The following is a 12,943-nucleotide window of genomic DNA, read 5'->3' as shown; positions in this document are numbered from 1 at the left end:
CATCCTCAACGTGCCGGGTCGCGGTAGCGGACGGGGTCCGGCCGGAAAAGGTCTTCATCGAACTTGAAGCGCAGGCGCAGGAACACGCCCTGCTGGGTGTACTCGTAACCGTTCAGATCGCGGTCGCCGGCGAAGCCGCTCCAGTTGTAGCCGGCCGACAGCCACAGGTTCTGCCGCAGCAACCGGCCGACCTCCATGCCGTAGGCATACTGGTTGGCACCGCTCTGCCCACGGAAGGTGGAGCCCAGCACGCCGATGTCCCAGTTCTCGGTGATGTCGTACACCACGCGGCCGGAGAACAGCATCGCGCGGAAGCGGCTGTTGACCCGTGCACTGTCGGTATAAGCGAACTGGTCCTGCTGCCACTTGCCGGCCACGCGGCCGGTGAACCACCACGGTCGGGACGGATGCCAGTCGGCATGCGCCGAGACGATATGCGCGCGGGTGCGCACATCCTGGCTGCTGCCATCGATGGTATTGCCGTCGGACAGGGTCAGGCCGCTCTCATCGCGCTCCAGCTTGTACTCGTAGCGGGCCAGCGCGTTGATCCGGTTGCGGTCGGTATCGCGGTACGCAACGCCGAGCTGGAAACGATCCTGCAGCACATCGCCGCGGGCATCGTAGCGGGTGCTGAGCAGATAGTTGCGGGCAAGCAGGGTCCAATCGCGGCTGAGCTTGCGGGCGAGCATGAACTGCAGCAGCGTGGTGTTGAACGCCTCATTGACCTCGGTATCGGGCACGTCCTCGGAGATACGGTGCTCGGCACGGATCGCCCCGCGCCACAGCGGGTTGGCGCTGTAGTCCAGGGCGAGCGCCAGGCCGGTGCTGTCGCCGGTGCTGCCGTCGATCACCTTGACGTGCTCGGCCGAGCTGGCCAGGCGCAGGCCTTCGCGGATGTCCCAGTTATTGCGGATACCCGAGGCGGCCTGCACATCGCGGCCGCTGATCGAATCGCGCAGGCGGTACTCGCTGAAGGTCTGGGTATCGCGCAGGTAGCTGCTGTCGATACCGAATACCAGCGCATCGGCTTCGCGGTCGGTGGTGGTGATGCCATAGGCGCTGGTCAGGCCGGTCTGCTTCTCATAGCGGCCATACACGCGGCTGCGTTCGAACACCTGGTAGTCCAGGCCGGCCGCCAGGCGCTTGCGGTCTTCACCGCTGACGCTGTGCTCCACTTCCGCGCCGGCGCTGAGGCGATCGCTCAGGCGGTAGCCCAGCCCGAACCGGGCACTGTCCGATTCCAGCTCGGTGCCGACCGGCAATTCGCTGGTGATCGGACTGCCGCTGCTGCTGCCGTTGATGACCATCAGGCCGGTCAGCGGATCCAGCGCCTGCTGGCCGTAGCCCAGCGCGCCGCCACCGGAACCGGTCGCAAACCCACCGGTGAGACCGCCGGGATTGCCGAACGGCACCCCCGACGACCACGGCGAGGTCACGCCGATGGTCTCGCGGATGCTGCGCACGCCCAGATCCACCGTCAGCCGTTCGGTAGCGCCGATGCGCACACCGGCACCGCCAGCATCGCGCTTGCCGCCATCGGGGTTGCGGTCCTCGCTGCGCAGGCCTTCCACATACAGTTCCAGCCGCGGGCCCACCCGGTACGCCAACCGCGCGTTGTACTCGCCACGACCACCGTACAGCGGTGCGGCCGGGTTGTTGAACGCCGGATCGGTGCGTGCGGCGAACACGCGCGCGTCGAGCTTGTCGGCGCTGTGCGCGAACTCCACCCGCCACGCATCGCCCTCGACCTCACCGGTGATGTCCTTCAGGCCCTGCGAGGTGATCTGGTTGATCGAATTGGTATTGACCTCGCTGCGGGTGCGCGCGAACTCGGCCACCAGCAGGGTGTTGGCACCGAACCGATAGCTCGCGTTGGCGCTGCCCATCTTGAATTCAGCGTAGGGATTGCGGTCATCGACCGCCGCCGCACCGACCTCGAGCTGCTCGGTCAGTTTGACCTGTGCATCGGCGCCGACCACCCAGAACTTCTCGGTGCCCTGGTCCAGCTCATAGGTGATTCGCAGCGAGACCGGATTGAGATCGCTGTCGAACGCGGGCAGGAACTGATTGAGCAGGATCCGGCCGGAGAACGGCTCGAAGCTGTAGTCGACCAGCCGTGCCAACGAACGCACCGAGGTGATGCGGGTCGGCTGGTTGCGGTCGCGCACGATCACTTCCACCCGTTCGCTGCCCTCCAGCACGGCGTTGTTGCGCAGCGCATACGGGCCACTGCCCTGGCTGCGGAACTCCTCGATCACCTGGCGCAGCGAATCCTGCATCGCAAACACATTGCTGCGCACGCGCTCGCTTTCGAAGTGCCAGCCCAGGCCCGTGGCAGTGCGGTTGTAGGTACCCAGGCTGCGCTGCGGGATCGCGCCGCTGCCGCCGATACCGGTTGCCGTGGCCAGCGTGTCGCCGGTCTGGAAGTCGCCGTACAGCAGGTAGCTGCGCTGGTTGTCGATGCGCACGTACAGACGCTCGGCCGAACGCGCATCGAAGCCACGCAGCGACGAATCGCCATAGACCGGATAGAACTCTTCCGGCTGGATGTCGCGCAGCAGGCGGCCACGGGTGTCCTTGTCCGAGTCGTAGGCGGCGGTGAGCAGATATTCGCCCTTGATCCGGCCCTTGACGAAGAACGCGGTGCGCGCGGCCGCATTGGCCTTGCCGTTGTTGAACTGGCGCTCCCAGCGGCGGATGTCGCGGTCGAAGGCATCGTGATGCTCCACCGGCGAGATCAGCCCGGCGTTGCTGCGCCGGCGGAAGTTGACCACGCCTTCGATCAGACCGGTGGCCAGCAGCTCACGCATCTCCGGCAGGAAGCCGATCGTGCCCTGGGCCGTCTCGGCGCCGGCAGTGATGCGCAGCACCACGTCCTGCGGCTCATGCGGGGCAAGCAGGTCGAATTCGGCCATGCCGTCGACCACCTGCAGCTGGATGCCCGGGGTGACCTTGTCGGCATCCAGCGCGCCAGGACCGAGTTCGTCGGTCCGCGAGCCGGGCAGGCGGATGCGGCCGCCGCTGGTCTCGATCGTGGCGTAGGTGGTGCCGGTCAGCGCACGACCGGCGGCGTCCAGCAGCTGCACACGCACATGCACGGCGCTCTGGCCATCGGCCGGCACGCCATCACGGTCCAGCTCGACCAGGATCCGGTCGAGCGTGCCCGGCACGGCGCTGTCCAGCGCGCGCGGGGCGGCATCGGTACTGGCCGGGCTGCGCGGGTACAAGGTGCTGGCGTCGCCCAGCACCGGCGTGAAGCGGCCGGGACTGCCCACGCTCTGGGCCATGGCGGGCACGGCGGCCAGGGCACAGGCCAGCAGGCTCAGGCGCGGCAGGCGGTACAACGACTGGGCGCGGCTCATGGCTGGCCCTCCGTCGAGGCGCCGGCAGCGGGCGGGTTGGCTCTGGGATGCACGATCGGTCTCTGGTTGGCCGAGTCGGTCGCCTGTTGCGGCGCCCGCGCGGGTTTGCTGTCGAAGCGCAGCGGCGGCTGGCCGGTCTCGGTCTCCGGCGCACGTACCTCGCCCTGGGTGCGGCGGGCCTTGACCTGCTCCAGTACCGGGTTGGCACAGCTGCCTTCAATGAAGTCAGCGCGGTGCAGCTCGCCGCTCTTGAGATCCAGGAACAGGCTGTCCGCATCGCCCAGGTTGCGGTTGCTGCTGGTGGTCAGGCGCGCGCCGAGCGGCAACGTGCCGGCATCCACCTTCAGCGTGTGGCTCTGCGGCGGCAGGCCGCAGTAGCTGTACTTGCCTTCCGAATCGCTGATCACCCAGGTGCCATCGGAGAAGTACAGGCGCACACCGGGGATGCCCAGTTCTTCGCGGTCCTGCACATGGTTGTTGTTGCAGTCCACGAACACCTTGCCTAGCACGCAGGCCTGGTCGGTGAACACGCCACCGGTGACGCGCACGCGGTACTCGGCACGGTTGGACGGCAATGCACCGGGCAGCGGCGTGATGCTGCCGGTGTCGATGCAACCCCCACTGAAGGCACAGCCGAAGGCCTGCGCACGGTTGATGCCATCGCCCTGCTGCGCGCCCACGCCAACCCGCACGCGGTAGGTCAGCACGATCTGGCCACCGACGCTGATCGGGCCGACATCGAAGCCCAGCAGCGGGCCCGGCTTGCCGGACGGATCGGTCACGGCGCGGCCATCGGCACGCGCGGTGCCGTCGATGTAGGTGAAGCCACGCGGCAGGCGATCGACCACGTTGACCGTGCGCAGCTCGCTGCCCGCGGTCTGGCGGATGGTGATCGTGTACTGCACGGTGTCACCGATCTCGGCGGTCTGGCGGTCACCGTTCTTGCTGATCGCCAGGCCCGTCGCCACCGCGGTATCCAGCGGCAGGTGGTTGTTGATGATCGCGGCGGTGTCCGACCCGGCAAACAGGGTCAGGTAGTACTGCGTGGCCGTGCCGACCGCACCGGTCGGTGCGAGCCGGTTCGGCTGCACCTCATGGTTGGCGCCGGCACTGCCGGCCGGCGACAGCGCACCAGCCTGCGGCGGGATCAACGTCGAGACGAACTGATAGCTGCCCGGGGGCGTCACGGTGAGCTGGAATTCGCAACGGGCCGGCGCGGCAGGGCCAAAGGCGAACTGGTAGAAGCCTTCGCTGCCCACCGTCATCGAGATCGCACTGCCCTCCAGGCGGTAACCGCCGCTGCCGGCATTGAGCACGGCGGTACGCGGGTCGTAGCCGGCACACATGCCGACCGGGCTCAGCGTCACGATCGAGCCCGGCACGGGGTCGCGGGTGGTGGCGTCGTACACCACGCCCGACGGATCCACCGGCAGGCTCTGCTGCGGCAGGTGCTGGCCGGGGCTGAGCACGACTTCCAGCTGGCTGATGCCGTTGTCGGTCACCCGGCAGGCACTTACACCGGCACGCGCGATGGCTGCCTGGGCGTCGCAGGTCTGCTGGATGCCGTTGACCGACTCGCGAGTGACCGGGTTGGGCCACAGGATGTTGGAGGCCGGGTCGCGGAAGCGGATGTTCCAGATGACGCCCGGCACCACATCGCCAAAGCGGTAGCTGCCATCGGCACCTGTCGTGGTGGTCTTGACGATCTGGCCAGTGGCCGGATCGACCAGTTCCACGATCCACGACGACAGACGCTGATCGCCGCTGTCCAGCAGTTGATCGTCGCCACCGATGTCGTACCACACGGTTCCGCCGACCGAGGCAGCCAACTGCACCGCGTTGGGCACACGGCAGGCGTTGAACTGGATCGTGTCCACACACTCGGGCAGCTGGGTCACGTCGCCCTCGAACGCGCTGCGCTCGGCCGGCGTCGGCGTGCGGAACTCGTTCTCGCCACCGCCTTCGACCAGTACGGCGTTGTTGACGCTGCCCGCCTCTGCGGCGGCGGCGCCCACCAGGGCCTGCACGCTGATCGTGTCCACCGAGGTGGCACCGGCAGCCACGACCTGCTGGCTGCGGCACTCGAAGCGGGTCTCACCCACGGCGCCGGTGCAGACCCAGCCGGTCCCGCTCGGCACGGCGGCCAGGGTCAGGCCCTGCGGCAGGCGATCCTGCACGACGTATTCGCCGCGCGAAGGCTGTTGCCCCCCATTGCGCACCTGGATGGTGTACGTGGCGATGTTGTTGACGGTGAAGCGCGTGCTGCCGGCGGACTTGCTGACCAGCATGTCCGGCGAATCACCGATCTCACCGAAGTTGTTGTCCAGCGAATGCCCGCCCAGCGGCAGCACGATCTGGCTGATCGCCGAGGGCACGGTGTCGCGGCCGGTGGCCACGCCGGTGACGATGCCGTCCACCGCACCCGCACTGGTGATGCCGTTGAGGGTCTGCGGCGGCTGGGTCGGCTCGGTCACCGTATAGGTGCCCGGGCGAAGTTCATCGAAGCGGTAGCGGCCGTCGGCATCGGTGGTGAGCGTGATCGACACGGCCTGGCCCAGGTCGTCGGTGCCGGTCAGCACCACGGTGACGTTGGCGATGCCGCCCTCACCGGTGTCGACCACCCCGTTGTCATTGCTGTCGTTGTAGACGCGGCCGGCGATGCCGCCGGTCGGGATCTCACCGAAGTTGTTGTTCACCGACTGCTGGTTCACGCCCAGCACCAGGCCGGTGATCTTCGACGGCAGGGTGCCCGGTGCCGTCACCGTGCCACCGGTGCTGCCCGCCACGGTGCGGCCATCACGGGTGCCCGTCGGCTGGTCCGGCTCGGTCACGGTGTAGGTGCCTGGGGGCAGATCGCTGAAGCTGTAGTTGCCGTCGGCGTCGGTCACGGTGTCGCGGGTGATCGGATTGCCGACCAGGTCCGTGCCGGTCAGGGTGATGGTGACGTTGGCCAGACCGGTCTCACCCGGGTCGACCACGCCATCGTTGTTGCGGTCGGTCCACACCTTGCCGCTGATCCCGCTGTTGAGCGGAATCTCACCGAACAGGTTGTCCACCGAGGCCGTGCCCGGCGTGGACAGATCAATCGTGCTGATGCGGCTGGGCACGGTGGCCACGGGCGTAGCGGTGCCACTGCTGACACCGTCGACGGTGCCGGCGGTGGTGATGCCGTTGCTGGTGCCGGTCGGCTGCTGCGGTTCGGTCAGGGTGTAGGTGCCCGGGCGCAGATCAGCAAAGGCGAAACGGCCATCGGCGTCGGTCTGCACGCTGCGCGGGACGCTGGCGCCGGTGTCGTCGGTACCGGTCAACTCGATGGTCACGCCTTCGATGCCGGTTTCGGCCGCACCGTTCTGCGCACCGTTGTTGTCAGCGTCGAAGAACACGGTGCCGGACACGGCGACGGCCAGCACTTCACCAAAGTTGTTGCTGATCGAGGCCTTGCCCGCCGGCAGTACGACCGCGCTGATCGCACTGGGTACGCTCGCCACCGGGGTGGCGGTGCCGACGGTCATGCCGTCGACGGTGCCGGCAACGGTGATGCCGTTGATCGTGGCGACGCCATTGAACACCGGTTGTGCAACCTGCTGGGTCACCGTGTAGGTGCCCGCCAGCAGATCGTCAAAGCGATACCGCCCGTCGGCATCGGTCGCGATTGCCGCGACCGGCTGGCCCAGCGCGTCCACGGTGCCGCCCGGCAGCTGCACCTGCACGTTGGGCAGGCCCGGTTCGCCGGCATCCTGCACGCCGTTGTTGTTGCGGTCCAGATAGACCGTGCCGGACAGCGCCGCAGCGCGCTCGCCGAAGTCATTGCCCGTAGAACCGGCGGCAGGCAGGTTGCTGATGGAAATCAGGTTGCCCGGAGTTTCACGGCCCTCGGCCAGACCTGGCGGCTGGGTTTCGGTGATGCGGTAGTCCTGGCCGGCGATCGCGCCCGGATAGCTGTAGTGGCCATCGGCGTTGGTGACCAGGGTTTCGGTGGTGTCGTCGGCCGTGCCGAACACGCCGTCCGGGCCCGCGCCCACGATGATCACCTGCACGCCGGGGATGCCGACGTCGCCGGCGTTGTTGTCGCCGTCATCGTTGCGGTCCAGGTAGACAGTGCCGCTGATCGGTGCGTTGGCCAGCTCACCGAACAGGTAGCCGGTGGCGTCCTGTCCGGCGTTGATGGCGATGCCGGAGATCACGTTGGGTACGCCAGTGCTGCCCGGGGTGGCCGCATTGCCGGCGGTGTGTTTGCCGTCCAGGTATGCGGCCGGCTGGGTCTGCGTCAGCGTGTACCCGGTGCCGGTCTGTGCCGGCAGCAGATCGCTGAAGCGGTACTCACCGTTGGCATCGGTGGTCGCGGTCAGGCTGACCGGATTGCCAAGCACATCGGTGCCGGTAAGCGTCACGATCACGTTGGCGATCGGGTTCTCACCGCTGTCGCGGAGGCCGTTGTTGTTGCCGGCAGCCACATTGGAGAAGTCTTCGTAGACCAGGCCAGCAATCGAGCCGAGCGCCTCGCCGAAATCATTGCCGCTGGAGCCGGTCAGCGGCAGCGCGGTGATGGCGATCTGATTGCCCGGATTCTCCGACGCGTCGGCGTAGCCCTGCGGCTGCGTTTCGGTGATGCGGTAGTTCTGCCCCACCACCAGGTTGTCGAACGTATAGCGGCCCTGTGCATCGGTCTGCACACTCACCGGCGGCAGATCGTCGGCGGTGCCGTAGATGCCGTCCGGACCAGCGCCGGTCAGGGTGATGGTCACGTTCTGCAGGCCGCCATTGGGCTGCGAGCCACGACCGCCCGCATCACCGGCATCGAAATCGCCGTTGCCGTTGCGGTCCAGGTACACATGGCCGGAGATGGCGGTGATTGCGTCTTCGCCAAAGTTGAAGGCGGTACCGTCGTCGCCGCTGGACAGATCGATGCCGGCGATGCGGTCGGTGGTGGCGGCATCGCCGCCCGCACCGGTGGCTACCGTGCAGCTCGCGCACGCAACACCGCCGACCAGGCCGGGATTGATCGCACTGGGGCGGTTGCGGTAGCTGCCATCGGGCAGCACTTCGCGCAGCGCATAGACCTGCAACGGATCCAGATCGATGAAGCTGTAGCTGCCATCGTTACCGGTGGTGCGGGTCGCAACCACCGTCCCCGCGGCGTCGAGCAGTTCAACGGTGGCATTGGCGATCGGCGCATCGCCGGTGTCGCGCAGGTTGCTGTAGTTGCTGTCCACATAGACGAAGCCGGACAGCGACGGGCGACGCACTTCCGGGAAGTTGTAGCGCACGGCGTCCACGCCAGCGCCCAGCAGGATCGAGGTGTAGACCGAATCGGCGGTGCTGGCCGGGGTCACCGCAGCGAACACGCCACCGGCCGAAGGCGCTTCGGCGCCGCTGGCGGGCGGTGCGACCGGGCCGTTGACGTAGGCCGCAGGCTGGGCCTGGGTAAGGATGTAACCGGCAGCACCGGCCGGAGCAAGGTTCTCGAATCGATACACGCCCTGCGCATCGGTGGTGGCTTCACGTGCGACCACGGCGCCATACGCATCTTCACCGCTGAGGTACACGGTCACGCCGGAGATCACCGGCTCGCCACTCTGCAGCGTGCCGCCGTTGGCGCCGCTGCGGTCGCGGTCCTGGAACACCACGCCGGTCAGCGAGGAACGGACCACCGTGTGGGTCGTCGTATCGTCGTCGTTGCCCGGCTCGGGATCGAGCTGGTCACTGGTGGCCTTGGCGGTATTGATGCCGCTGCCATTGGCCGGCAGGGTGGTCCAGCGTGCCGGGATCAGCACGCGTACGCGCCCGTCCAGCGCCAGGTCGCCCATGCGGCAGGTGACGGTGCGACCAGCCAGCAGGCAGTTGCCCATGCCGGTGGTCTGCACGCCCGGATCGGCGGTGGTGCCGATCTTTTGCCAGGTGATCGCAGCGGCGCCGCCGATCACCTCAAGCCCTGCGGGCAACGTGTCGGTGACGGCCACGCCTTCGCCGTTGAGCGGGTTGGTACCGGTGCGGTCGCGCGAGAGGCTGTGCCCGGGACCGTGGTTGACCACGTCCAGCACGAACCAGAACGGCTGATGCAGGCTGACCGTGCCGGCGTCGGCAGGCAGCGCGACGCCAGGGTCGGCGCTGGGCGCGATCACCACGCTGGACTTCTTCATCTCCAGATCCGAGCGGGTGCGGATGCTGGTTTCCTGGGTGGCGGTGTTGTTGCTGGTATCGCTCTCGGCCTCGGCCGAGCGTGCGGTGACCGAGTTGCGCAGCGTTTCGCCGGTGGCCGGCGGCGCGCTCAGGTATTGGTAGACCAGATACAGATAGCTGGTCTGTTTGCTGGCGATCACCCCCTCGTCGGTCGTGATCACACCCACGCTGGGCATGCTGCAGGAAATGGTCTGCGGGCCGGTACTCGGATTGGTACTGCCGGCAGCCATCGAACAGCGGGTACCGACCGGCTCCAAGGCGCCCTGCGGCGTGGTGGCGGTACCGGTGCGGCTGCCCACCAGGCTGATGCTCGCGCCCGGAGCCGGACTGATCGTGTCATCGATCATCGTCTGTGTGGCCAAGGAAGGGCCCTCGTTGCGCACGCTGATCTGGTAGTAGATGTAGTTGTTGGTCTCCATCCCGGCACGCGAGTCGAAGCCCAGCGGGTCCACCGCACCGTCGAAGTTCTGATCGATCTTGTTGACGATTAGGTCCACACGCCCGGCGTCGAAGTTCAACGTGGCGTCTTTGCTGTCGTCATCGGTGCGGCTGTTGTAATCGTAGGTAAGACCATTGGCATCGGTGCCGCTGGACGGATCCGCGGTGCCATCGCCATCCAGGTCGAAATGGAAGCTGCCGGTGTTGGTGAACTGGCGTCCGGTGTTGCCACTGTTGACGTTCGGGCGGATCACCACCGTCATGGTCTCGGTGGAGTTGTTGGCCATCTCCTTGGGCGTACAGGTCAAGGTCAGCGTGGCGGGCGCGCTGCCGGTGTTGAACCAGGAGGTGCCCCCGGGCGCCGGTGCGGAGCTGATGGAGGCATCGCGCGCGGTGACCGCGCAGACCTTGCTTGCCGCATCCGAACCGGTACGCAGCGCGGAGACCAGCACGAAGCCGGCATCGTTGGCAGGCAGCGTGAACACATCGCTGAAGACCACGCCACGTGCGGTCGACGGCCCCTTGTTCTGGTAGGTGATTTGGTAGGTCGTGTTGACGCCGGCGCGCCCGGGCGTGCCGGAAGTGATGCTCTTCAGCGTGGTGGCGACATTGGCCACCGGATCGATCTGCACCCAGTCCGAGGCAGTGTTGTTGCTCTGGTCGATCTCGCCCAGTGCACCGGAAATGGCCGGGTCGATGCGTACACCGGCCGTGTTGCAGAAGCGACCGGCCGGCATGGCTTGACCACCGCAACTGCCGGAAGGCTGGAGCTGGCTGTCGAACAGGCCACGGTTGACGGTGAAGCGGACGGTGGCGGTCTCGTTGCGGCCCAGCACGGTGGTGCCCGCATTACAGACCCACGCACTGCCACTGAGACGGCAGTTCCAGCCTGCCGGACTGACGTTGCCGGTGACCGTGGTCACGCCGGTGACGAAGCCCGGGATCGGATCGTTCACCACCACGCCGGTGGTGGCTTCGCCCGCATTGTGGATCTGCAGGGTGTAGGTCACCGAATCATCGCTGTTGCGGATGATGTTGTCGGTGTCGCCTGGTCCATTGGTCTGCTTGGTGATCGACAGGTCGGCGCGGTCGTCGGTGGCACGGCTCTCACCACCGGCACAGTCGTTGGTTTGGTTGGGGTCGCGATCGATGCCGCCAGCGGTCGTCGGTTCCAGCGAGCCGCCGCTGCCGCCGGTGCAGGCGTCATTGCGCAGTACCCCGGCAGTGCGCGCAAGCGTCTGCAGCGCCAGTGCGGGCGCGCTGGCATTGACGGCGACCGGGTAGCCACTGGTCAGGGTGCAGGTCACCGTCTGCGCCTGGCCGACGGCCCACGCACGATCAACGCTGCAGCTCCAACGGCCGATGGCCACCGAGGTGCCCGGCAGGATGGGTTGCCCGCTGGCATCCACCCACTGTTCGCCGGCGGCCAGGGTATCGACCACCTGCAGGTTGCCGGTCACCGCGCGCGGCCCCTCGTTCCGCACACCCAGCGTGGAGGTCATCATGCTGTCGCTGCGTACGCCCGTGCCGTTCCACATCGGCACCAGCAACGGCGCCTTGGATTTGCTCATGCGCAGATCGGCGCCATCGGGAATGATGGTCAGGCCGACCGTGCCACCGTTGTTGCCAGGCACCGGATCCGGCGTGGTCGCGGTGATCTGGGCGGTATTGCTGACCACGCCACTGCTGTTGGTGCCGGTCGACGGCACCTGCGCGGTGATGGTGATGATCGCCTGCGCGCCCGGCGCGAAGCTGCCGGCCAGGCTGCAGGTGCGGGCGGTCGCGCCCGCATTGCTGGTGCAGGTCCAGCCCGCAGGCGCAGTGCCGCCGGTGATCACGAAACCCTCGGGCATCGCATCGGTGACCACCACGCCAGTGGCGGCGCTGGGGCCGTCGTTGCGCGCGGTCAAGGTGTAGGTGACGATCGAACCCGCTGCCGCCGGGGCCGGCGATACCGACTTGGACATCGCCAGGTCCGCACCGGCGGTGACGGCGGTGGTCACCTGCGCTGAATTGTTGTCCGGCACCGCATCGGGCACCGAACCGGCATTGACCACGGCGGCATTGACGATGTTGCCGGTGCCCACATTCACTTTGCCGCGGAACTGATAGCTCGCGCTTGCGCCCACGGCCAGGGTGCCGTTGTAGGTGCCGTTCTGCGCGCTGAAACTCCAGTCGGCGCCGCTCGGCACGCCCACCAGCGTCACGTTGGGGGGCAGCGTGTCCATCACCCGGAAGCCGGTGGTGACACTGGGACCGTTGTTCTTGACGGTCAGCGTGTACGTGATCTCCCCGCCACCAATGACCGGATCGGGCGTAGCGGACTTGCTCAGCTCCAGATCGGCCGCCGCCTGGATCGTCGTGGTCTGGTTGGACGTATTGTTGGCGGTGTTGGTGTCACCGGCGAAGAACGGATCATTGCTCTGCAACGCCACGATCGGGGTCGATGCCGGCGGCAACGCCGTCGCGAATCCGATTGCGGCATGCAGGCTGATCGTGGCCGGCTGGCTCTGCAGCGTGGTGACCGGCAGCTTGAACTGGTACGGCGCGCCGGAGGCGGTCAGAGTGGGGTTGGTGCACACCACGCGGGTCGTGCCGGCACTGCCGGGCGAAGCGCTGCAACCGGAAGGTGCCGGGCTGCCCAAGGCCGTACCGACCGGCAGGTCGATGATCGTGACGCTGCCGGCCGCGGTGTCGTTGGCACCGTTCTCGACCTTGACGTTGTAGATCACGGTCGTGCCCGCCGGTACCGGGTCGTAGCCGGTATCGGAGAAGTCGGTGATCTGCAGATCCACTGCCAGTGCGGACAGCGGCATGGCCAGCATCAGCATCGCCAGAGCGGCGCGCCAGCGGCCCTTGCGCGCGGTTGCGTACACGCGCTCGAACGGCGTCACCGCCGCGCAGATGGCTGCGCGATCGCTATGGCTGGACATGCGTTGTTCCCCTGTTCCGGTCTCTGCTGC

At 67.4% G+C, this 12,943-nt stretch carries 2 protein-coding genes; both read right to left on the bottom strand.

Features of this window, described 5'->3' with window-relative positions:
• Positions 1-5: 5 nt before the first annotated feature.
• Complete coding sequence (locus tag ABE464_RS17850) at positions 6-3,362, bottom strand: hypothetical protein (RefSeq protein WP_346473020.1); 3,357 nt, start codon at positions 3,360-3,362, stop codon at positions 6-8.
• Positions 3,359-12,913 (bottom strand): SdrD B-like domain-containing protein, encoded by a 9,555-nt coding sequence (locus ABE464_RS17845; protein WP_346473019.1) that lies wholly within the window; start codon positions 12,911-12,913, stop codon positions 3,359-3,361. The genes ABE464_RS17850 and ABE464_RS17845 overlap by 4 nt, the downstream gene beginning before the upstream one ends.
• Positions 12,914-12,943 lie beyond the last annotated feature (30 nt).

Source organism: Stenotrophomonas sp. TWI587, assembly GCF_039674145.1.
GTDB classification, from domain to species: domain Bacteria; phylum Pseudomonadota; class Gammaproteobacteria; order Xanthomonadales; family Xanthomonadaceae; genus Stenotrophomonas; species Stenotrophomonas maltophilia_AY.
The sequence above is the reverse complement of the archived record's forward strand: the minus strand, read 5'-3'. Positions and strand labels throughout refer to the sequence as shown.